At 70.9% G+C, this 22,352-nt stretch carries 18 protein-coding genes and 1 riboswitch; of the genes, 4 read left to right on the top strand and 14 right to left on the bottom strand.

Annotated elements, in window-relative coordinates; genetic code table 11:
• The 10 genes from eno to ACWDR3_RS39335 form a co-directional block, all read right to left on the bottom strand.
• On the bottom strand, window positions 1-1,225 hold a 1,225-nt coding region (gene eno / locus ACWDR3_RS39380), incomplete at its 3' end, for a phosphopyruvate hydratase (RefSeq protein WP_450357406.1).
• A 317-nt stretch (window positions 1,226-1,542) separates the two neighbouring features.
• Window positions 1,543-2,244: a transglycosylase family protein gene (locus ACWDR3_RS39375; RefSeq protein ID WP_450357405.1), complete on the bottom strand. Its 702-nt coding sequence runs from the start codon at window positions 2,242-2,244 to the stop codon at window positions 1,543-1,545.
• Between the two features lie 4 nt (window positions 2,245-2,248).
• Window positions 2,249-2,416: riboswitch (cyclic di-AMP (ydaO/yuaA leader) on the bottom strand.
• Between the two features lie 215 nt (window positions 2,417-2,631).
• The gene (locus ACWDR3_RS39370) at window positions 2,632-3,594 is read right to left on the bottom strand and encodes a transglycosylase family protein (RefSeq protein WP_450357404.1); all 963 of its coding nucleotides are present in this window, start codon (window positions 3,592-3,594) and stop codon (window positions 2,632-2,634) included.
• 192 nt (window positions 3,595-3,786) lie between these two features.
• Window positions 3,787-5,073, bottom strand: a complete 1,287-nt coding sequence (locus tag ACWDR3_RS39365) for a cytochrome P450 family protein (protein ID WP_450357403.1) — start codon at window positions 5,071-5,073, stop codon at window positions 3,787-3,789.
• On the bottom strand, window positions 5,070-6,089 hold the full coding sequence (locus tag ACWDR3_RS39360; protein ID WP_450357402.1) for a nucleoside triphosphate pyrophosphohydrolase: 1,020 nt from the start codon (window positions 6,087-6,089) through the stop codon (window positions 5,070-5,072). Before ACWDR3_RS39360 ends, ACWDR3_RS39365 begins: the two co-directional genes overlap by 4 nt.
• Before the next feature lie 195 nt (window positions 6,090-6,284).
• Window positions 6,285-6,929 carry a SurA N-terminal domain-containing protein gene (locus ACWDR3_RS39355; protein ID WP_450357401.1) on the bottom strand — a complete coding sequence of 215 codons (645 nt, stop codon included), beginning with the start codon at window positions 6,927-6,929 and terminating at the stop codon, window positions 6,285-6,287.
• 178 nt (window positions 6,930-7,107) lie between these two features.
• Complete coding sequence (locus ACWDR3_RS39350) at window positions 7,108-7,935, bottom strand: glycoside hydrolase domain-containing protein (RefSeq protein WP_450357400.1); 828 nt, start codon at window positions 7,933-7,935, stop codon at window positions 7,108-7,110.
• A gap of 203 nt (window positions 7,936-8,138) precedes the next feature.
• The gene (locus tag ACWDR3_RS39345; protein ID WP_450357407.1) at window positions 8,139-9,626 is read right to left on the bottom strand and encodes a protein kinase domain-containing protein; all 1,488 of its coding nucleotides are present in this window, start codon (window positions 9,624-9,626) and stop codon (window positions 8,139-8,141) included.
• Window positions 9,627-9,664: 38 nt separating this feature from the next.
• Window positions 9,665-10,303, bottom strand: a complete 639-nt coding sequence (locus ACWDR3_RS39340; protein WP_450357399.1) for a hypothetical protein — start codon at window positions 10,301-10,303, stop codon at window positions 9,665-9,667.
• 163 nt (window positions 10,304-10,466) lie between these two features.
• Window positions 10,467-12,641 carry an N-6 DNA methylase gene (locus tag ACWDR3_RS39335; RefSeq protein ID WP_450357398.1) on the bottom strand — a complete coding sequence of 725 codons (2,175 nt, stop codon included), beginning with the start codon at window positions 12,639-12,641 and terminating at the stop codon, window positions 10,467-10,469.
• A gap of 192 nt (window positions 12,642-12,833) precedes the next feature.
• Here ACWDR3_RS39335 and ACWDR3_RS39330 point away from each other — a divergent pair, with 192 nt between their 5' ends.
• The gene (locus tag ACWDR3_RS39330) at window positions 12,834-13,673 is read left to right on the top strand and encodes a hypothetical protein (protein ID WP_450357397.1); all 840 of its coding nucleotides are present in this window, start codon (window positions 12,834-12,836) and stop codon (window positions 13,671-13,673) included.
• 7 nt (window positions 13,674-13,680) lie between these two features.
• Here ACWDR3_RS39330 and ACWDR3_RS39325 read toward each other — a convergent pair whose 3' ends face one another.
• Together ACWDR3_RS39325 and ACWDR3_RS39320 are read right to left on the bottom strand one after the other, a co-directional pair.
• Window positions 13,681-14,442 (bottom strand): GNAT family N-acetyltransferase, encoded by a 762-nt coding sequence (locus ACWDR3_RS39325; protein ID WP_450357396.1) that lies wholly within the window; start codon window positions 14,440-14,442, stop codon window positions 13,681-13,683.
• A 106-nt stretch (window positions 14,443-14,548) separates the two neighbouring features.
• The gene (locus tag ACWDR3_RS39320) at window positions 14,549-15,298 is read right to left on the bottom strand and encodes an HNH endonuclease family protein (protein WP_450357395.1); all 750 of its coding nucleotides are present in this window, start codon (window positions 15,296-15,298) and stop codon (window positions 14,549-14,551) included.
• Window positions 15,299-15,501: 203 nt separating this feature from the next.
• On the opposite strand from ACWDR3_RS39320, the gene ACWDR3_RS39315 reads away from it, so the two are divergent.
• Window positions 15,502-15,687: an antitoxin gene (locus tag ACWDR3_RS39315; protein ID WP_450357394.1), complete on the top strand. Its 186-nt coding sequence runs from the start codon at window positions 15,502-15,504 to the stop codon at window positions 15,685-15,687.
• Between the two features lie 73 nt (window positions 15,688-15,760).
• On the opposite strand, the gene ACWDR3_RS39310 is transcribed toward ACWDR3_RS39315, so the two are convergent.
• Window positions 15,761-17,752, bottom strand: coding sequence for an NACHT domain-containing protein (locus ACWDR3_RS39310; protein WP_450357393.1), 1,992 nt, complete (start codon window positions 17,750-17,752; stop codon window positions 15,761-15,763).
• Between the two features lie 121 nt (window positions 17,753-17,873).
• Window positions 17,874-21,407, bottom strand: coding sequence for a transcription-repair coupling factor (gene mfd / locus ACWDR3_RS39305; protein ID WP_450357392.1), 3,534 nt, complete (start codon window positions 21,405-21,407; stop codon window positions 17,874-17,876).
• 202 nt (window positions 21,408-21,609) lie between these two features.
• Here mfd and ACWDR3_RS39300 point away from each other — a divergent pair, with 202 nt between their 5' ends.
• Window positions 21,610-21,882, top strand: coding sequence for a type II toxin-antitoxin system Phd/YefM family antitoxin (locus ACWDR3_RS39300; protein WP_450357391.1), 273 nt, complete (start codon window positions 21,610-21,612; stop codon window positions 21,880-21,882).
• A complete protein-coding gene (locus ACWDR3_RS39295; RefSeq protein WP_450357390.1) occupies window positions 21,879-22,253 on the top strand; it encodes a type II toxin-antitoxin system VapC family toxin in 375 nt (124 codons plus the stop codon). The genes ACWDR3_RS39300 and ACWDR3_RS39295 overlap by 4 nt, the downstream gene beginning before the upstream one ends.
• Window positions 22,254-22,352 lie beyond the last annotated feature (99 nt).

The raw sequence follows: 22,352 nt of genomic DNA, 5'->3' as shown, positions 1-22,352 counted from the left end.
GTCGCTGAGCAGGTCGTGCGGGTACTTCGGGCTCGCGGAGCAGGAGACGGCGACCGCCTGGACGCGGCGCGGCGCAGTTGGTGGCGACGGCGAGGTCGGCGATGGTGACGTCCTCGGTCTCGCCGGAGCGGTGGGACATCATGCACTTGAAGCCGTTGCGCTGGGCCAGCTCGACGGCGTCCAGGGTCTCGGTGAGCGAGCCGATCTGGTTCACCTTGACGAGCAGCGCGTTGGCCGCGCCGTCCTCGATGCCGCGGGCCAGGCGCTCCGGGTTGGTGACGAACAGGTCGTCGCCGACGATCTGCACCTTGTCGCCGAGGCGGTCGGTGAGGACCTTCCAGCCGGCCCAGTCGTCCTCGTACAGCGGGTCCTCGATGGAGACGAGCGGGTACGCCGCCACGAGCTCCTCGTAGTACTCGGTCATCTCGGCGGCCGAGCGGGACTTGCCCTCGAAGTCGTACTTGCCCTCGTTGTAGAACTCGGACGCGGCGACGTCGAGCGCGAGCGCGATCTGCTCGCCCGGGATGTAGCCGGCCTGCTTGATCGCCTCAAGGATGAGGTCGAGCGCGGCGCGGTTGGAGTCCAGGTTCGGGGCGAAGCCGCCCTCGTCGCCGAGGCCGGTGGACAGGCCCTTGTTCTTCAGGACCTTCTTGAGGGTGTGGTAGACCTCGGCACCCCAGCGCAGGGCCTCGGAGAAGGACTCCGCGCCGATCGGGGCGATCATGAACTCCTGGATGTCCACGTTGGAGTCGGCGTGCGAGCCGCCGTTCAGGATGTTCATCATCGGCACCGGCAGCAGGTGCGCGTTCGGGCCGCCCAGGTAGCGGAAGAGCGGGAGGTCGCTGGCCTCGGAGGCGGCGTGCGCGACGGCGAGGGAGACGCCGAGGATGGCGTTGGCGCCGAGCGAGCCCTTGTTGTCGGTGGCGTCCAGGTCGAACATCGCCTGGTCGATCAGGCGCTGCTCGGTGGCGTCGTAACCGACCAGCTCCGGGCCGATCTGCTCGATCACGGCGAGGACGGCCTTCTCGACGCCCTTGCCCTGGTAGCGGTTGGGGTCACCGTCACGCAGCTCGATGGCCTCGAAGGCACCCGTGGAGGCGCCGGAGGGGACGGCGGCACGACCCGTGCTGCCGTCGTCGAGGCCGACCTCGACCTCGACCGTGGGGTTGCCTCGGGAGTCCAGGATTTCCCGGGCTACGACGACGTCGATGGACGGCACGAGCATCTCCTTCTTCAATGTGACGCGGCTACGCGGGCCGCGATGGCTCTGCGAGACCGAGCCTAACCGTCCCGGGGCGAACAGCCAGCCGATGGGCCGCCCCTTGGACAGAACCGGGAGCAAATTGTTTCCGAACGAAACAAAGCAGAGGGGCAAAAAGAACCCCGCCCCGGTGCGTACGGGGGAACACGCACCGAGGCGGGGAGTCCGTGGGGACGGGGGAGGCCCTCACGTGTCATCCATGATGGAGGACACGGCTGTCGGGCCGCTGTGGTTCAGCTACCAGGTCCCTGTCACCAGAGGTCCGGCCCAGGGTCCGGCTGTCACTTGAGGTGCAGCTGCTGACCCGGGTAGATGAGGTCCGCGTCCTCGACGATGTCCTTGTTCAGCTTGAACAGCTTCTCCCAGCCGCCCTTGACCTTGTGCTTCTCGGCGATCGTGCTGAGGGTGTCGCCCTTGACGACCTTGTACTCGCCGTCGCCCTTCTTGACCTTCTTGCCGGTCGGGGTGGTGACGGTCTTCTTCGCGGCCGGACGGTCGGCGGAGCGGGAGGTGCTGGTCGAGTCGTTCGAGCGGGTGCTGGTGCCGCTGCTCGAAGAGCTGCTGTTGTTCGAGGAGCTGGAGGAGTTCGACGAGCTGCCGCCGTTGTACGTGGCACCGGACAGGCCCGTGCCGCAGACCGGCCAGGCGCCCTTGCCCTGGGAGGCGAGCACCTTCTCGGCGACGGTGATCTGCTGCGCCTTGCTGGCCTGGTTGGCCTGCGCCGCATACTGGGTACCGCCGTAGGCGGCCCAGGTCGAGGCGGAGAACTGCAGACCGCCGAAGTAGCCGTTGCCGGTGTTGATGGACCAGTTGCCGCCGGACTCGCACTGGGCGACGGTGTCCCACTCGGAGGCGGTGGCGGCGGAGGCGTTGCCGGCCGCCATGAGCGGGGCGGCGATGGCGACACCGGTCACGCCGGCGAGCGTGGCGACGCGGGTGGCCTTGGACGGACGACGGTGCTTGCCCTTGCTGGAAAACAGCATGCGGAGATCCCCTCACCGACGCCTGCGAGGTGAGCTGTCGGGTTCGGGCCGTGTGAGTTGCCCGGCCGCGCGTCTCTCGGCGCACGACTTCACCCCAAGCCGGTTCCGGCACTGTCTGCCGGGCCCGGCACTTACCTGGGTCCCCCGCTCCTGCCTACGGCGCTGTGAAGCGACGACTGTTCCCTACGGCCGCTGGCAGGATTCGGCGTTGCGGCATTCGGGGTCCGTGTTGACGAACGGTGATGACCGTAGACACGGATTCCGCGGAAACTCAAAGACGATCAGGGCTTCTGAGAGTCATCCCACACTTTCACCAAACCGGACATTCAGTCCGAAGACCGTCGTTAACTCCCGTCGCTTTTCGTCCCGTTCGGCCCTTGTCCGACCCTATTCGCCGGGAAGGTTCAGGGTCTGACCGGCCGCGATGTCGTTCGGGTTCGCGCCGATGGCCTGCTTGTTCTCGGCGTAGAGCGCACGCCACCCGCCGTCCAGGCCAAGGGAGTCGGCGATGGAGGCGAGAGTGTCACCACCACGGACGGTGTACGACCCCTGCGCGGACCCTCCCTTGTCGGTGCCGACCGCATCCTCGTCGGCGCTGGCGCCGCGGTGCTTGCCGGAGCCGATCGCGCCGGTGTCGACCAGGCTCCAAGAGCCCACGGCCTGCTCGGACTTGTCCGAGTCGTCACCCTTCGCCCGATCTGTCGACGGACTGTCGCTTCCCTGTGAACCGCTCGCCGACTCGGACGGGGAGTCGGAGGGCGAGAGGTACTCGTCCGATTCGTCAGGGTTGGTCGAGGAATCGGACGAAGAGTCAGGTGAGGCCGACGGCGATGTGGACGAGTCCGTCGAGGACGAGTCGTCGGACGTGCCGCCGGGAGTGTTGGACAGGCCGGTGGAGCCGGAACCGTCCGAGGAGCCCGAGGAGGGGTCGGACGAGTCGTCCAGGATCCCGGTGTCGATGTCGGTCGACCCGTCGTCCGCCGACAGTCCCGCGGTCAGCCCGCAGGTGTGGAACGCGCCCACGCCCTGGTCGTCCAGGATCTTCTCGGCGACGGCTATCTGCTGGTTGCGGCTGGCCAGGTCGGGGCGCGAGGCGTAGTCGAGACCGCCGTACTGCTCCCAGTCGTCCTGCGACAGCTTGAGGCCGCCGTAGAAACCGGTCCCGTCGTTCTGGCTCCAGGAGCCGCCGGTCTCGCAGTTCGCCACCTTGTCCCAGGTGGTGCCGTCGGCCGCGCTGGCGCTCACCGCGCCGAGGAGCGGGATGGCGATGGCGGAGCCCGTCACACCGGCCGCGACGAGGAGGGCCGGAGCCTGGCGGGGGCGACGGTGACGACCGTTCCCGGAGAGCATGCGGGGGCCTTTCAGAAGACAGTGGTGACGAGTGCGACGCATGGTGCTGGGCACCGCACTTGAACGGTGAACGTATAGGCAGTCCATTGCTTGTCACAAGTTAATGCCGCGTAGATCACGTGAAGATCACAGAGTTGAATGCGCGTCATGTTTGCGCAGGTGGACACGTGCGCCCGCACAGTGACGATCCGGTCACCCGGGTGGCGTGAACTCGACCGGCAGCGTGCGCAGTCCACGCATGATGAGTCCCCCGCGCCATCTCAACTCGGCCGGATCCACGGCGAGTCGGAGGTCCGGCAGCCGGGTCAGCAGCGTGGCCAGCGCGGTCTGTCCCTCCAGCCGGGCGAGCGGCGCGCCGAGGCAGTAGTGGATGCCGTGGCCGTACCCCAGGTGCTGGTTGTCCCGGCGCGAGAGGTCGAGGGTGTCGGGCTCGGCGAACCGCTCCGGATCCCGGTCGGCCGCCGCGAGGACGACGAGAACGGGGTCGCCGGCCGCGATGTCCTGCCCGCCGACGGTGAGTTGCTGCGTGGCGAATCGCCAGGTCGCCAGCTCCACCGGGCCGTCGTAGCGCAGGAGTTCCTCCACGCCGGTCTCCAGCAGACCGCGTTCGCCCGCGGCCAGGGAGTCCTGGAGGAGGGTGCGCTGCTCGGGGTGGGTGAGGAGGGCGTACGTGCCGTTGCCGATCAGGTTGACGGTGGTCTCGAAGCCGGCGAAGAGCAGGATGAACGCCATCGCCGCGGCCTCGTTCTCGGTGAGGTGCTCGCCCTCGTCCGAGGCGCGGATGAGGCCGGAGATGAGGTCCTCGCCGGGCGCGGGCTCGGCGGGCAGGGCCGCGCGCTTCTTGTGAATGAGGTCGAGGAGATACCCACGCATCTTCTTCACGGACCGCGCGACCCCGCCCCGCGGCCCGCCTCCGTGCCGGATCATCATCCCCGCCCAGTCCCGGAAGTCGTCCTGGTCCTCGCGCGGGACGCCGAGCAGGTCGCAGATCGCGTAGATGGGGAGCGGGAAGGCGAACTCGTGGATGAGGTCCGCGGAGCCGCTCCGCGCGAACCGGTCGAGGAGGTCGTCGGCGAGCTCCTGGACGCGAGGGGTGAACTCGGCGACCCGGCGGGGCGTGAACGCCTTGCTGACCAGCCGGCGCAGCCGGGTGTGGTCCGGCGGGTCGATGTTGAGCAGATGGGTCATCAACTCGGCATTGCGCTCACCGGGGATACCGGTCTTGCCCTTGGCGTGCGCCGGTTCGTCGTGATGTGCCGGGTTCTTGGAGAGCCGCGGCTCGGCGAGGGCCTGCTTGGCATCGGCGTAACGGGTCACCAGCCACGCCTCCACCCCGCTGGGCAACCGCGTGCGGTGCACGGGCGCGTGCTCACGGAGCCAGGCGTAGGCGGGGTAGGGGTCGGTGGCGAACTCCCAGGTGAAGAGGTCGGGGGCGGTGGGGACGGCTGACGCGTGGGATCGGCCCGGCTGGTCGGTCACTCCTCGTCGTCCCCCTCGTCCGTGTCCGAGGCCTCTTCTTGCGGACCCGACGCCTCCACATCCCGCACCGCGTCCCGATACGCCCGCGCCGCCGCCCGCAGGGCCGCCTCCGGGTCGACGCCGTCCGCCTCCGCGCGTACCGCCAGCGTGAGCAGTTCGTAGCCGATGCCGTCCGTGGGGGGCAGGGGGACCTCCAGGCCGGCCGTGCGGACGCGGGACGCCAGTTTCGAGGCGAGGGCGAGGCTCGGCTGGCCGAGGGGGATGCCCTCCGTCACCGAGGTGCGCTGCTTCTCCGTGGCCTTCGTGCGCAGCCAGTGCTCCGCGACCTCTTCGGGCGTGGCGGCCGTCTCGTCGCCGAAGACGTGCGGGTGGCGGTGGATGAGCTTGGTGACGATGCCGGCGGCCACGTCGTCGACGGAGAAGGGGGCGTCCGGGTCCTCCTCGGCGATCCGGGCGTGGAAGACGACCTGGAGCAGGACGTCGCCGAGCTCCTCGCGCAGCTCGTCCCGGTCGCCGTCCTCGATCGCCTCGACGAGTTCGTAGGCCTCTTCTATGGCGTACTTCGCCAGGCCCTTGTGCGTCTGCTGGGAGGTCCAGGGGCACTCGGCGCGGACGCGGTCCATGACCTGGACGAGGTCGAGGAGACGGGCGCCCGGCAGGTCGTAGGAGGCCGGTAGCAGCTCCAGCTCGGGCATCTGGACGCGGCCGGAGCCGGCGAGCCGGGCGAGACCGTCGGTGAGGGCCGGTTCGCCCTCGCCGGTCGCGACGACGACCACCGTCCGCCCACCGGCACACGCGTCGACCAGCTCCTCGGCGCTCGGCGCCACCTCGTCGACCGCTGTGCCGGCCTCACGCAGATACGGCAGCTGCGGGTGGGCGCCGTCCGCGCACAGCACCCGGTCGGCGGCGTGCAGGGCCTGCCAGGCGGGCCAGGACAGGAGGCCGGGCGCGACGCGGTGGCTGGTGGTGAGGAGGACGATGCGGCCGGGAGGCACTGCGGGGCTGGTTGCGTTCACGGTTCGAAGCTAACGCACGGCGACGACGGTCCTCGCGAGATATCCACAGGCCGGGAGAGATGATCGGATCATCGGCCCGCATCGCTCACCAGGCAGCACCTGCCGAGACAGTCGTACCGTCGAGGCCGCCGTACCGTTCCTTCTCCCCGTTGCCGACCGGCAGCCGGTCACTGCCCGCCGCTCACTGCCCGCCGCTCACGCCGTCCCCTGCGTAGCCGGTGCCGTCACCTCGCGTACCCACGGAGTCTTCGCGTCGACGCGGCTGCTCTTCTGGACGTCCCAGGTGCCGTAGCGCGGGTTGAGGTCGACGTGGAGTTCCTTGGACGCCTTGGACAGGGCGTTCCAGAAAGCCGGCTTGCTGGTGTCGGTGCCGAGGGCCTGGGCGAGTTTCTGGGCCTCCAGCTGGAGGCGGAGGTTGTCGTCGAGGCGGGCCGGGGCGACACCGTACTGCTGCAGCCAGGCCGTCTCCAGCGCCTTGGAGCCGCCGACCTGCTGTTCCAGTCCGGTGCGCATCTGCTGGATCTCGTGGCGGGAGACGGTGACGCCCTCGTCCTGGGCGGCGCGGTGCAGCACCCGGTCCAGGACCATGCCGTGCAGGGTGTCGCGGGTGAGGCTGCCGGTCTGCGCGACGGCCTGCTTGTACTGGGCGTCGTCCGACACGGCCGCGCGCTGCGCCGAGCGCACCTCGCCCACCCGGTTCTCCAACTGCGCGACGGTGATCCGCTGGCCGCCGACGACGGCCGCGGCGCCGGGATGCGCGTCGCTCCCGCAGGCGGAAAGGAGCGGGGCCGCGGCGATCACGGCGGTGAACAGGAGCGCGGTGCGACGGCGGCGGTGCAAGGAAGCCTCCCGAGGAGATTGTGCGACGGTGCACAAAGTCTTGCGGTGATCGATGGTAGGCAGTGGGTCGGCTGGGGCCAACCCATTCGACCAACGATTCACCAGGACTTCGGGCACCGCCGCGCCCGACGGCTCTCCAAGGAGTCCCCGGGGGCCGGCCCGTGACGGTCGCCGGGCGTCAGCCCGTGATGGCGACCGGCCCGTCCCACGCGTCGCGGTCCACGGTGATCGTGTAACCGCCGCGCGTCTCCTTGCTGTTGACCATGTACTGGTGACCGCGGCTGTGCCCGGTGAACTGGGTGGCCCCGAACGGCCAGTCCTTGGTCGTGGTGTTCTGCTTGTCCCACAGCGCGTACCAGAGGTTGCCCGGCAGGTCCGTCTTGTCGGTGGCGTTCGCGATCGCCTTCGCGCTGGAGCTGGTGAAGCCGTAGTAGCCCGCGCGGTACGTCTTCGCGTGCAGGGTCTTGTCGAAGGACCGCACATAGGTGAGCACGGCGTCGTTGCACGCCTTGTTGGTGATGTCGTACGACTCCATGTCCAGGAAGATCGGGCTGCCGGCCTTCATGCCGAGCGCCGAGGCCTTGGAGACCGCGTCCGTCGCGTCCTTGGTGCCCAGGGAGGCGGCCGTGGCGGCGGTGAGCTTCTCGGGGCTGGAGCCGGTCTGGCAGGACGGCTGGGCGCCCACATAGAGGGGGATCAGTTTCCAGCCGACCGCGCTGACCGACTTCACCCAGGAGGCGGTGAGGTTGGGCTGGGCGCAGCCGCGGTTCTTGCCGCCGATGTAGACGGCGGCGGCGCCGTAGAGGCCGCCCTTCCATGCCTTCATCGCGGAGAGGGAGGGTGCGGCGCAGGTGTCGAAGGCGCGGCCCGTGTACGTCTTCTGCGCGGGCCAGGTCGTGGCGGCCATGGAGCTCTGCGCGGCGAGTCCGGCCCCCGCGACGACGGCCGTGCCGGCGACGGCCCACGTGATGTATCTGCGCTTCTTGGACTGCCGATGGCCGGCCATGAATACCCCACCCCTGGTTGTGCGTTGATGCCCTCTTTAAAGAAGAGGGCGTTCCGACTGGCGTTCTGTCTGGCGAACTGTCTGGCGAAAAACGAACCGCAACCTATCCCGCGACGCCCAAGTGTTCGGGAAACCCCGCCCCTTGAGGATCACAAGATTCCCTCCGCACCCGGCAAAAACCGGCCGAACCCCTGGCTGCAGGCCTAGCCGCGCACCTGCCCCAGCCACTCCAGCGTCCGCCGGATGTCCACCGCGAGCGGGTGTCCGGGGCCGCGCAGCCGCTCCACGTCGTGCAGGAGGCGCACGAGCGTCTCGTGGGCGGCGCCGCGGTCGCCGAGGGCGAGCAGGAGGTGGCCGATGCGCCGCCGCACCTCATGGGCGAGCTCGGGGTCGCCGGCCACGTACTGGTTCTCGTAGTACGGCAGCAGCGCGCGGTACTCCGCGAGCGCCGCCGCCGGTTCGCCGAGCGACTCCAGGCACTGGGCGGCCTCGTAGCGGAACCGGAGCGACTGGGGGTCGGCCTGGCCGGCCTCGGTGGCGCGTTCGTCGGCGAGGCGGCGCAGTTCGGGCAGTGCGCGCCGGTACTGGCCGTCGTCCATGAGGGTGGCCGCGTACTGCTTGCGCAGGGTGCGGACGACCGGGGAGTGCTCGCCGTGCTGTTCGGCCGCCGTGGGCAGGATCGCGCCCAGGATGTCGACGGCCTGGGTGATGCGGCCCTCGCCCAGCAGGCGCTTGACCTCGTCGACGGCCCGCGCGACGTCCGGCTTCTCGGCGCCGGACGAGGCGACCGGGGCGGGCTGGGGCGCGGGCGTGCGCGCACGGTCCGGCCAGGGGGCGTGCGGGCGAAGGAACGGGCGCGTGGGGTCCAGCGGCGCCCCCGAGGGCATCCCGCGCGCGGGCAGCAGCGGTGCCAACTGCTCGTAGACCTCCTGCGCGGACGCGGGCCGGTGCTGCGGGTCCTTGGCGAGCAGGCGCAGGACGAGGGCTTCGAGCGGCTCGGGCACCTCGGGGCGGACCCGGCGCACGGGCAGCGGGGGCTCGTACAGGTGCCGGTGCAGCACGCCGAGGGCGGTGGAGCCGGCGAACGGGACGTCGCCGCTGAGAAGTTCGTGCAGGACCACACCGAGCGCGTACAGGTCGGTGTACGGGCCGACCGCGCCGCCCATCGCCTGCTCGGGCGCCATGTAGGCGGGCGAGCCGATGGGCGTGCCGGTGTGGGTGAGGCGGGTGGTGTCGGCGTCCATGACGGAGGCGACGCCGAGGTCGAGCACGGTGACCGTGCCGTCCTGCTTCACCATCACGTTGCGCGGCTTGAGGTCGCGGTGGACGATCGGCACGGCGTGCACGGCGCTGAGCACGGCGCACAGTTGCGCGGCGACGGTGACCGCCCACGGCCACGGGTACGGGTCGTGCTCGGCGAGATGGTCGGAGAGGTCGGCGCCGTCGATGTACTGCATGACGAGGAACAGCTCCTCGCCGTCGCTGCCCGCGTCGTGCACCGTGACCAGGCCGGGGTGGTCGACCTGCGCGGTCACCCGGCACTCGCGCACGAACCGGCGGCGCAGCTCGTCGGCGTCCTGGCCCGCCACCTTGTCGGGGCGCAGCAGCTTCACCGCCACGCGCCGGTCGAGCCGTTCGTCGTAGGCCGTCCAGACCTGGCCCATGCCGCCCTGTCCGATCAGCGTGGACAGCGCGTAGCGGGACGCGACGACCCGGCCTTCCGCCGCGGTCACCTGCCGCCCTCGTGGTTTCCGTCCTGGTGACCGTCGTGTCTGCGCAGGTAGTCGCTGAGCTCGTCGAGTTCGGCGCGCACCTGGTCGATACGGGCGGGCGCGGGGCGCTGGGGCGGGGGCGGCGGCACCGGGGTGTGGGGCTGCGGAGGCGTGTGGTGCTGGGGCGGCTGCGGCATCTGGGTCTGGTGCAGCGGCGGTTGGGGCATGGGCGGCTGGGGTACGGGCGTGGCGCTGAACGGCGTCGCGGGCTGCGGATAGCCGTACCCGGACTGCACGGTGGGGCCCTGCGGCGGGTAGCCGGCGAACTGCCGCTGCTGCTGGTGGTACTTGATGTCCGCCGCGAGGAAGTAGACGCTGCTGAACAGGCCCAGGAGCATCACCGCTCCCAGGGCGATGTCGGTCCTGCCGTCGCTCTCCGGCAGCGAGCCGACCACGGCGAAACAGCCGATGGACACCGGCAGGCTCCCCCAGGCCAGCGCCCAGTCGATCTTCCGCCCGCGCAGGAAGGCCACCCGGAACAGCGGAACACAGGCGAGGATCCCGCAGCAGAGGGTGCCGATCGCGGCGAACATCACACGCAGGGTGACGATGTTGCTCTCGCTGCGGCTGGGCGGCACCGCGCCGTGGCCGTACATGACTGCTCCCGGGCCCGAAATCGATGTGGGGTTCGAGCGTATAGGCCCACACCGACATGCGGTCCCGGGTTGTACCGAACCGTTGTCGTGCTGATCACTTCGTACGAGGACGTCCCGGCCGGCGCTTCGGTCCGCCGTCTCGGCCCGCGTCCGGCCCCGCGTCTCAGTCCGGCGCCACCGTCCCGTCCGTCAGCCCGTCGTACATTCCGCGCACCAGCTGCTCCCCCAGCCGGCCCGCGTTCCTGAGTGCCCGCTCGAAGTCGTCGAGGGCGCGGAACCGCGCGCCGTAGCGCCGCTGTTCGTCCAGCGGGAGTCGGGGCAGCTGGAGCCGGCGCACGTCCAGGCGCGTGGCCGTGGACGCGTAACTGCTGGCCTGGCGGTTGTTGGCGGTGCCGCGCAGGAAGCCGGCGAGGAACCACGCGTCCAGCGCCGCGGGATCGGGGCGCAGGAGCACGAGGTTGCGCCCCAGGGCGGCACCCCTGGTCGCGTCGTCGATCACGCGCGCCACCGAGCCCCCGCCGAGCACCGGCAGCACCACGTCGCCCGGCTCCGTCAGCACCGCCTCCTCGTCGCTCTCGGGCAGCGTCCCGGAGGGCGCCGTACCGGCGACGACGTCCTGGTCGGTGAGCACGGGCACGCGCGCGTGGCCACCGTTTCCGCCGCTGCGCATCACCACCGCTCCCCCGCGCGCGAGTTCACCGACGGTGGTGAGCGGCCAGCGCGCGAGCCGCGCCGACTCCGCGGGCGGCGGGGTGAGGTCGGCGGTCAACCGGAGGGTCTCACCGAGGCGTTCGCGTACGGCGGTGAGCGCGTCGGCGCCGTCCGCCGCGGTCGGGGGCGGGAGGTGACGGGCCGGCGCGAGGTCGACGTCGTCGTCGAGGAGTTCGATGACCGGCAACGCGCGGGCCACGCCCGGCCGTTCCTGGAGGGTGCCGGCCGGGTCGAAGGCCCGCCAGGCGTCCAGGACGGCCTCGCGCACCTCCCGCCAGTCGGGCCCCCCACGCCCCTCGGCGCCGAACTGCCCGGTGTCCACGAGCAACACCTCCGGCCGCACGGCCACCCTCCCGGGCCGCCGCAGCACCCACAGATGGAGCGGGATGTTGTACGGGGGTGCCGCGCCGATCGGCAGCGCGATCACGGCACGCAGCGCGCCGCGCCGCAGCAGGTCGGCGCGGATGCGGCGCCCTGAGCGGCGGGAGGCGGTGGCCGGCGGCATCAGCAGGACGGCGGTGCCGCCGTCGGCGAGCCGGGCCAGCGCGTGCTGCACCCAGGCCAGCTCGGACTCGTTGCGGGCCGGGAAGCCGTACTCCCAACGGGCGTCGTAGGCGAGTTCGTCGTGGCCCCAGTTGCGCTCGTTGAACGGCGGATGGCACAGGACCGCGTCGGCGCGCAGTTCGGGGTACGCGTCGGCGCGCAGGGTGTCACCGGCGGCGGCGCGCACGGTGACGCGCGCCTGCAGCGCGAGCCGCAGCGCCGTGAGCGCGGCGAGCTCGGGCGCGCTGTCCTGGGCGTACAGCTCCTGGTCGGGGCCGGTGCCGACGGCTCGCAGCAGAGCGCCGGTGCCGCAGGCGGGATCGAGGAGGGTGCGGGCGGGGCCTGCCAACTCGACCATGAGGGCGGCGAGTTCACCGGGGGTGAGCGTGTACTGGCGCGGGTTGGCGTCGAGGTGCCGGCCCAGCAGGAACTCGAAGGTGTCCCGGGGCCCCGTCTCGGCGGCCAGCTCGGCGACACCGCGCAGAAGGGGGGCGGAGGGGAGGAGTTCGGGGCCGGTGGGGGTGTGAACGGCAGGGTGGGTGTTCACGGCGGACGGGGCGTTCACAGGCGGCCGCCCGTTTCCGAGGGCCGAACTGTGAACAGCGCCCTGCGCGTTCACAGCGGAAGCACCCTTCACAGCGGCGCCTCTCGCCGCCGCCCCCCTCGCCGCCGCGCCCTTCACACCCCCCGCCCCGAACCTCGGCACCAGCACCCCCTCCAGCGCCCCCGGCAACATCGCCGCGAGCCGCTCGTCCGAGCCCGCGCTCGCCTCCAGCCACACCGTCGGGCGGTCGTGGATGAGCAGCAGGACGCAGCCGGCGTGGGTGAGGGCGGTGAGCGGGCCCTCCGGGTGGCCGGCGAGCTGCTGCCAGACGCGCTCCCGCAGCGGGACCTCGGCGAGTTTGCCCTGCTTGCGCAGCCACGCCTCGACCTCGGCGAGCGCGAAGGACGGACTGGTCTCGGTGCCGCCGACCGGTTTGGGGAAGTCGCCGTGGCGGCGCCGCCAGTTGCTGACGGCGGCACGGCCCACTCCGGCGAGCCGGGCGATTTCGGCGGCGGTCACCTCAGTCGCGTTGTCCTGCACCGGGCGGCTCCCCCTCGTGACTTCACCTGCGCGTCCGCACCCCGCGTTCGCGTGTGATCCCGAGCATAGCGACGAAAGCGTCATCCATCGGTTCACGCGCGTGTACTCACTCGAAGACGTGAATCGTGTTGACTCGGTTCACAGGCTTTGGTCTCATTGACGCAGCGAACCGTAACTCCGGGGGGAATCCACATGTCTCGCAAGGCACTCACAGCTCTCGTCCTCGCCACCGCGGCCACCGCGGCGCTCACCGCCTGCCAGTCCGACCAGTCCGGCAAGGACACGGTGGACGGCAAGAGCAGCTCGGCCCCCAAGGCCGGCAAGACCACCAAGCCCGCCGACCCCTTCGCCGGTCTCAGCGCTCTGGAGATCGCCGACCGCTCGATGAAGGCCACCACCGGCGCCTCGTCCGTGCACCTGAAGGGCGACGTCGAGGACGAGGACGCCGGCGGCAGGATCCACGTCGACATGGCGCTCAACACGAAGAACGAGTGCACGGGCACCTTCGGCATGGGCGGTTCGGGCGGCATGGAGCTGATCAAGACCGGCGACACCGTCTACATGAAGTACGACGAGGAGTTCCTGCGCGAGCAGAGCAAGGGCGAGTCCAAGGAGACCGTCGACGAGATGGTCTCGATGCTGGGCGGGAAGTGGGCCAAGACCTCCGCCACGGGCGCGGACTCCGAGGACATCGCGGGCTTCTGCGACCTGGACTCGGTGCTCGAAGGCGCCGAGGACGCCGGTTCGGGCGGCAGCGCCTCGCCGGACGCCACCGCCGCCTCCAGCGCGACCCGCGCCGGCACGGCCGAGGTCGGCGGCGCGAAGGCGGTCGTACTGAAACTGAAGGACGGCAAGGACCGGTACACGCTGTACGTCGCCGCCGAGGGCAAGCCGTATCTGCTCCGGATGGTCAGCACCGGCACGGACACGGGCGCGCTCACCTTCAGCGACTACGACAAGCCTGTCTCCGTGACCAAGCCGACGGGAAAGATCCTGGACCTGGACGCGCTGGACGGCACCCAGAACACCTGACGATCCGTCACAACCCGTGCCGCATCCACACGTTGGGCTCGACGTACGCCGCGTACCCGCGCTCCGGCTCGCAGTGCACCGGCACCAGCGCGCCGGGCACCTCCAGGTCGCCCCGGGTGTCGAAGGGCAGCCCGGTCCACTCGCGCCACTGCTCCAGGGAACCGGAGACGGTCATCGAGGCCGGAGCCACGCGGTCGATCGTGGCGCCGGCCCGGGCGTGGACGCGCAGCCAGGGGTCGTGGGGCAGCCCGTCGGACCGCACGCGATGGGCGTACTCCTCGATGGGGGTGTGCGGTTCGAGGTGTTTGGCGCTGGGGCGGACCGGGGCGACGACCTCGGTGAAGCCGTGGGCGCGGGCGGTGTCGCGCAGCGCGGAGAGCATCCGGGCGGAGAGTCCGCGGCCCTGGACGCTCGGGGCGACGACGATCGCGATCGCGCTGACGGTGTCGGGGCGGACGCCGTGGCGCAGGTCGGCGAAGGCCCACAGGAGGACCTGGTCCCAGCCGCGGGCGGGCAGTTCGCCGGGGCCCTCGGTGCCGCCGCGGTCCTCGGTGCGCAGGGCGAAGGGGACGCTGTAGGCGTAGGCGACGACCTCGCCGCGTTCGTCCTCGGCGGCGAGGGTGTACTCCGCGAAGTCGCCGGCGAGGCGCCCGTAGCAGGCGTCGCCCACCCCGTCGTGGCGGACGAACTCCGGCCAGCTGTCGGCCATCGCGTAGACCTTCTGGACCAGGTCGGGGCGCTCGGTGAGGCTGGACACCTTCAGCTCCATACGGTCACCGTAGGCGCGAGGCCCGTCCCCGGAAACCCATGTGTACGCCCTTGGCGCCGAGCGAACCCGCCGGGAACCGGCCCTCACCGCACCCGGAACCGGCCCCTCAGCCCGACGTGAACCGCGCGGGCGCCTCCGTCGGGTTGCCCCCGGACGGCAGCTTCTGCCCCGAGCACGTGCTGAGCACCTTCTCCATCGCGGACTTCTCGGCGGCCGTCACCCACAGCTCGTACTTCTTCTTCACGGCGACCTGCGCGGCGACGTACGTGCAGCGGTAGGACTTGTTGGGCGGCAGCCAGGTGGCCGCGTCGCCGTCGCCCTTGGAGCGGTTGGTGGAGGAGTCGACCGCTATGAGGTTCAGCGGGTCGTTGGCGAGGGCTATGCGCTTACGGCTGTCCCAGTACTTCGCGCCCTTCTGCCAGGCGTCGGACAGGGGCACGACGTGGTCGATGTCGACCAGGCTGCGCCCGCGCTGGTAGACGACGTGCTTGCCGGAGTAGGGGTCCTTCTCCAGGACGCCGTACGACACCTTGCAGTCGCCGTCGCTGAACTTCACGTCCTCCAGGTCCCGCTTGAGGATGTCGTCGCGGGTGTCGCAGCTGTTGGAGTCCGTGTCCGCCCAGGCGCTGCCGAACCTGTCCCGGTCGTAACCGGTCTTGGGCGCCCGCCCCTTGACGGTCAGTGCCTTCGCGGCCGTGAGCGCGGCACCGCCGCCTCCGCCACCGCCGCCCGCGTCGCTGCCCGTGGACTGTTCCGGTCCCGGCGCTCCGCTCGTCATGTCCTTGCACCCGGCGAGGCCGCCCATGCCGATCACCAGCACGGCGACAGCCGCGGTCCCGCCCCTCAGACGCCTCACAGTGCGCCCCTCCCCTTCGACCTCGCTCCAACAGGAGCGTCCCGACCCCGCAACAGGCGTCTTCCCAGTACTTGTTGGTGCACACCGTAGCGAGCGGGCGCACAGGGTTGTTCGGGAGGTCCAGACCATTTGTGTCCACAGTGTGCGCTTCGCGCATTTCGGACGTATCGTCGACCGTGAGTCACCTCCGGAAGGAGCTCTGGATGGGCATCCTCGACAGGTTCAGGAGCAACCGCCAGGCGCAGGACAAGGCCAAGGACATGTCCGACATGGCGGAGAAGAAGGTCAACGAGAAGACCGGCAACAAGTACGAGAGCCAGGTCGACCAGGCGCAGCAGAAGATCGAGGGCGCCCTCGGCATGGACCGCGACAAGCCCGACCAGCCGTAGGCCAGCAGGCCCCACGGAGGAGTCACCGAGCCGACCGAGGCCGCCCGCGGAGACGAACGTCCCGCGGGCGGCCTCAGTTTTCGGGGTCGGGATGCAGCACCAGCCACTCCTGGAACTCACGGTGGCGGAACTGGTAGGCGACGCCGGATCTCCGCAGAAGGCCCGCCGAGACGGACCAGTCGAGGAAACGGGCGAGGCGGAACGGGAGTTGGGGCGTGATCAGCAGGAACGCGGCGTACTCCAGCCAGAGTGAACCGACGCCGATGGCCAGGACGCTGAGCAGCGCGACCGCGCCGAGGGCGCCTGAAGTCGGCCGCCACAGCGCAGCCATGAGGACCAGTGCGCAGCCCATAGCGGTGGCGGCGTAGGCACCTCCGCGGGGCCATCCCAACGGCCCGATGGCGGCCACGTCGAGCCACTCGGCCGCCGCGAAGGCCACCACGACCAGGGCCAACGGGACCAACGGCACCACCAGTCGCCAGCCGCCGGACCCACCGACGGGAAGGGCCATGAACACGCACACGGAGGCGAACAGGCCGACCTTGCCGAGCGTCTGCCAGCGTCGACTGCCGCCCCGGAGCGCCAGCCTGACCCCCACGCGCCACAACGGGCTTCCGATTGGGGGCATATACCAGGAAAAGGCGAGCCATCTCAGTCTCTCGGCCAGCACGATGGGCAGGGTCAGCGCAGCCGCGGCCGCGGTGATGGCGGCCGAGCCGCGGAGTGTGAACGCGGCTCCGGAGACCGCCAGAAGGAGAACGGACGGCACGGCACATGCCACGACGAGCGCGCACAGCATGATCCTCGGCAGGCCCCCGCCCAGCTGTCCGCTCAGCTGAGGCAGCCTCAGATCGGTCTGTGCTCCGCCCGGGGAGTCCAGCGACCGGGCCAGGACGGCGAGTCTCCGTTGGGCCTCGCCCGCACCGCAGCCTCCCGGGGCGCCGCCCATCGCCCGAAGGGACGCCGGAACATACCGGCGCAGCAGCAGGTCCGCCGCCTCGTCCGCGGTGTGGGCGCCGACCAACTCCCCAGGATCGCCGTCCCGTTCGTACACGGTCGCGGCGAGGGTGAGCCGCCAAGGCGTGGACAGCGCCCGGCTGAGCACCCCGCCCGGCGTGGACCGCAGTTCGTCGAGCAGCGGCTGCCAGACGGCGGGACGGCGTGCGGCGCCGCGCTGTTCGAGGAAGCGCACGGCCCGGTCGGGGGTGACCGGATCGATCTCGATGCGCGCGGCGTCGAGAAGGTGGTTGGCGTTTGTCTCCAGAGCGTCGTACTGGCGGGTGCGGCAGGTCAGTACGAGCGGTGCCGGCTCGATGCCGTCCTGGTAACGGGCCAGGGCGTCCAGTGCGACGAGCGCCCGTGACTCGGCCACCGGGGTGTCCGCCGCGTCCATCTCGTCCAGGCCGTCGAGGATCGGCAGGACCATCCGGGCTGCCACGACCTTGCGGGCGGATCTCGGCGGCAGACCGTAGTCACGTTCGAGATGACGGGCGATCCAGTCGCCCACGGGCTCCTCTTCGTCCCAGTCCGCGAGGGCCATCAGGACCGGCACCGGCTCGCCTTCCGCGCGCGCCTTGTTGAGCTCCATGGCGAGTTTCCAGGCCAGCACGGTCTTGCCCGCCCCCGACTCCCCGGTGATCACCAGTCGTCGGGGGCGAAGTGCGCAGTAGTCCTCGACCACTCGCTCCAACTGGCCCGCGGGCGTGGGCGGGAGGGCCGCGGCGCGCGCGTTCGCGTACGGCCGGAAGGCGAAGGTCACATCGATCGCGGTCAGGTCTCCGCCGAGGCTGTGCGTCCACTGCGGCTCGCCCACCGCCCGGACCTCACGAGCCAGCCGGGCGACGGCGGCCGCCTCGTCCTCGTGGCCGCCCGGCCGGGACCACAGCAGCGCGATCACGGCGGCCATCAGGGCGGCCACGGCCGCCACCATGGACACCAGACCGCTGCGGTCCGACACACCCAGTGGAGCGTGCTCCGGCCCCAGCGCGAAGACCAGGGCGGCGGCGACCAGCACGCACGTCGCCCCCGTCCACGCGATCGTGCTCGCGCGCCCCCTGTCCGCCATGGCGGACATCCTGCCGGAGGGCGGACGCCCGGGACCCGGAGTTTCACGATCGAACCGGCGTATACGCGTCGACGCGTAACCCGGGTCCCGGAGGCCTACCGAAACAAGAGCGGCCCAGGCGCTACGACCCCAGGATCGACGTCAGGAACTCCCCCACCCAGCCGAGCAACTCCCGCCCGACCAACGGCTTTCCGCCGACCTTCGCCGTCTTCGGCCGTGGCACCAGCACCTGGTGGGCCGTCGGCTTGATGACGGTGCCCGGGTACAGGCGCTTGAGGCGCAGTTCCTGGGACTCGCGCAACTCCACCGGTGCGAAGCGGATGTTGGTGCCCTGCAGGACGATCTCGCCGACGCCGCACGCGCGGGCGAGCATGCGCAGGCCGGCCACCAGGAGCAGGTTCTCCACCGGTTCGGGCAACTTGCCGTAGCGGTCGGTGAGTTCCTCGCGTACGGACTTGACGTCCTCCTCCGTGTTGGCGGAGGCGATGGAGCGGTAGGCCTGCAGGCGCAGGCGCTCGCCGGGGGCGTAGTCGTGCGGGACGTGCGCGTCGACCGGGAGCTCGATCTTGACCTCCAGGGGCGGCTCCTCCTCGACCCCGCCCTCCAGGGAGGCGCGGTAGTCCGCGACGGCCTCGCCGACCATGCGGACGTACAGGTCGAAGCCGACGCCCGCGATGTGCCCGGACTGTTCGCCGCCCAACAGGTTGCCGGCGCCCCGGATTTCGAGGTCCTTCATGGCCACGTACATGCCCGCGCCCATCTCGGTGTGCTGGGCGATGGTGGCGAGCCGCTCGTGCGCGGTCTCGGTCAGCGGCTTCTCCGGCGGGTACAGGAAGTAGGCGTACCCGCGCTCGCGGCCGCGGCCCACCCGGCCGCGCAGCTGGTGGAGTTGGGAGAGGCCGAAGTTGTCGCCGCGCTCCACGATGAGGGTGTTGGCGTTGGAGATGTCGATGCCGGACTCGACGATCGTGGTCGAGACGAGGACGTCGTACCGCTTCTCCCAGAAGTCGACGACGACCTGTTCCAGGGCGGTCTCCGACATCTGGCCGTGGGCGGTGGCGATGCGGGCCTCGGGGACGATCTCGCGCAGGCGGGCGGCGGCGCGGTCGATGGACTCGACGCGGTTGTGGATGTAGAAGACCTGGCCCTCGCGGAGGAGTTCACGGCGGACGGCCGCGCCGATCTGCTTCTCCTCGTAGGGGCCGACGAAGGTGAGGACGGGGTGGCGCTCCTCGGGCGGGGTGGTGATCGTGGACATCTCGCGGATGCCGGTCACCGCCATCTCCAGGGTGCGGGGGATGGGGGTGGCGGACATCGTCAGTACGTCGACGTTGGCGCGCAGCTTCTTCAGCTGCTCCTTGTGCTCGACGCCGAAGCGCTGTTCCTCGTCGACGATGACCAGGCCCAGGTCCTTGAACTTGGTCTCGGAGGAGAAGAGCCGGTGGGTGCCGATGACGACGTCCACCGAGCCCTCCTGCAGGCCCTCCAGGGTCGCCTTCGCCTCGGTGTCGGTCTGGAAGCGGGACAACGCCCGTACGTTGACCGGGAATTGGGAGTAGCGCTCGGAGAAGGTGCCGAAGTGCTGCTGCACCAGCAGGGTGGTGGGGACGAGGACGGCGACCTGCTTGCCGTCCTGGACGGCCTTGAAGGCGGCGCGGACCGCGATCTCGGTCTTGCCGTAGCCGACGTCGCCGCAGATCAGGCGGTCCATCGGGACCGACTTCTCCATGTCGTCCTTGACCTCGGCGATGGTGGTCAGCTGGTCGGGGGTCTCCACGTACGGGAAGGCGTCCTCCAGCTCGCGCTGCCAGGGCGTGTCCGGGCCGAAGGTGTGCCCGGGGGCGGCCATGCGGGCGCTGTAGAGCTTGATCAGGTCGGCCGCGATCTCCTTGACGGCCTTCTTGGCGCGCGCCTTGGTCTTGGTCCAGTCGGCGCCGCCGAGGCGGTGCAGGGTGGGGGCCTCGCCGCCGACGTACTTGGTGATCTGTTCCAGCTGGTCGGTGGGGATGTAGAGGCGGTCGCCTGGCTGGCCGCGCTTGGCGGGCGCGTACTCCACCACCAGGTACTCGCGGGTCGCGCCCTGGACGGTCCGCTGGACCATCTCGATGTAGCGGCCCACACCGTGCTGCTCGTGGACGATGTAGTCGCCGGCCTCCAGGCTGAGCGGGTCGATCGTCTTGCGGCGGCGGGCCGGCATCCGGGCGCCGTCCTTGCCGGCCGCCTTCTGGCCGGACAGGTCGGTCTCGGTGAGCACGGCGAGTCTGAGCGCCGGGTCGACGAAGCCGTAGTCGATCGAGCCGCACGCCACGTGCACGACGGACGGCTCCAGGTCCGTGAGGCCGGTGGTGTCCAGGCGGGCCGCGATGCCCTCGCCGCCGAGCACCTCGACCGTGCGGGCGGCGGGGCCGTGCGCCTCGGTGACGTAGACCGTGCGCCAGCCGTCGGCGAGCCAGCCCTTGGTGTCGGCGAGCGCCTTGGCGGTGTCGCCGCGGTAGGTCTCGGGGGCGTGCATGCCGAGCTTGAGGGTGTCGGCGTCCAGTTCCTCGTCGGCGGCGAAGGGCGACACCGACCACCACATGATGTCCAGCTCGCGCGCCCGGTCCCGGACGTCCGCGATGGACCACAGGGAGGCCGCGCCGACGTCGATCGGGGCCTCACCGCCACCGGCGGTGGCCGCCCAGGAGGCCTGCAGGAACTCCTGGCTGGTCGCGACGAGGTCGGCGGCACGCGTGCGTACCCGCTCCGGGTCGCATACGACGGCCATGGCGCCCTTGGGCAGTACGTCGAGGAGCAGCTCCATGTCGTCGACCAGGACGGGGGCGAGGGACTCCATGCCTTCCACGGCGATGCCCTCGGCGATGCGGCCGAGCAGTTCGCCCAGCTCGGGGTGCTGTTCGGCGAGGGCACGCGCGCGCGAGCGGACGTCCTCCGTCAACAGGAGTTCACGGCAGGGCGGGGCCCACAGCCCGTGGTCGGCGACTTCGAGGGACCGCTGGTCGGCGACCTTGAAGTAGCGGATCTCCTCTACGTCGTCACCCCAGAACTCGATACGCAGGGGGTGTTCCTCGGTGGGCGGGAAGACATCGAGGATTCCACCGCGTACGGCGAACTCGCCCCGCTTCTCGACCAGCTCCACGCGCGCGTAGGCGGCGGCGCCGAGCGCGTCGACGACCGCGTTGAGGTCGGCGGTCTGGCCCGTCCGCAGGGCGACCGGCTCCAGCTCCCCCAACCCCTTGACCTGCGGTTGCAGCACGGACCGTACGGGCGCGACGACGACCGACACCGGTCCGGTCTCGGGGTCGTCGGGCCGAGGATGGGTGAGCCGGCGCAGGACGGCGAGGCGACGGCCCACGGTGTCGCTGCGCGGGCTGAGCCGCTCGTGCGGGAGCGTCTCCCAGGACGGGTACTCCACCACCCCGTCGGCCGGCAGCAGCGACCGCAGAGCAGCCGCCAGATCCTCCGCCTCGCGGCCGGTCGCGGTCACCGCCAGCACCGGGCGGCCGGTCTCCCGGGCCAGGGCGGCGACGGCCAGCGGCCGGGCCGCGGGCGGACCGACCAGGTCGACGTGCATGCGGTTGCCGCCACCGGCCGCCGCGATCGCTTCCGCGAGCGCGGTGTCCTTGACAACGGCATCGAGCAGACCGTGCAGGCTCATGAAGGAGTGCTTCCGTCCGGGGTCCGAGGGGGGTGGGCAACGCGAAGGACCCGACACGCGAGGCGGGCCGGGGGTTCTCCAGGGTACGTCGCCGGGGGCGGTGTCACTCGGCGGAGTGAATACGGTGGCCCGGCCGGGGGATGGCGCGCTACCGTGGCCTTTATCTAGTCCACTCCCTAGTCCACTCGTTCGGGAGATCGCCATGGCACCGCAGGAAGTCCAGCGGCAGTACAACGTGCATGACGCCAAGACCCACTTCTCCCGGATACTGCAGCTGGTGGAGACAGGGGAAGAGGTGATCATCAGCCGGGCGGGGGAGCCGGTCGCCAAGGTGGTGCCGCTGCGGGCCGCCGTGCGCCGCACCAGCCGCGGCTCCCTGAAAGAGCCGGTGGTGTTCCACGACGACTTCGACGACCTGTCCGACGATGACGGGTTCGCCGAGGCGTTCGGCCTGCGGCAGGAGGGCATCGCGTGAAGCTTCTCGCCGATACCCACGTCGTGGTCTGGTGGCTGCTCGACTCCCCGGAACTCTCACCGGAGATCAAGGAGTTACTCGACACCGAGCCGGTGGCCTATATCAGCGCCGTCACCCCGTGGGAGCTTTCCGTGAAGATGGCGCTCGGCAAGCTGGACGCACCCGCCGACCTGCCTGAGCGCGCCCGCGACTGTCAGTTGCGGCCGCTCTCCATCAACCTGGATCACGGCGTGCGCGCAGGAGTGCTGCCCCTTCACCACCGCGACCCCTTCGACCGCATGCTCGTCGCCCAGGCCCAGCTCGAAGACCTGACCATCGTCACCCGGGACACCTGGATCCCCAAGTACGACGTCCCCGTACTCCGGGCATGACAGCGGCCCGGCGCCGTCGAGTCCCCCATGGGGGTAGAAGGAGCCGGGGAAGATGTAGTCGAGCTGGACGTTCAGGACGCCGGTGACGAACTCGAAGAG

The organism is Streptomyces sp. NPDC001002 (assembly GCF_053599215.1).
Note: the sequence above shows the minus strand (reverse complement) of the source record. Positions and strands in the feature narration are given on the sequence as shown.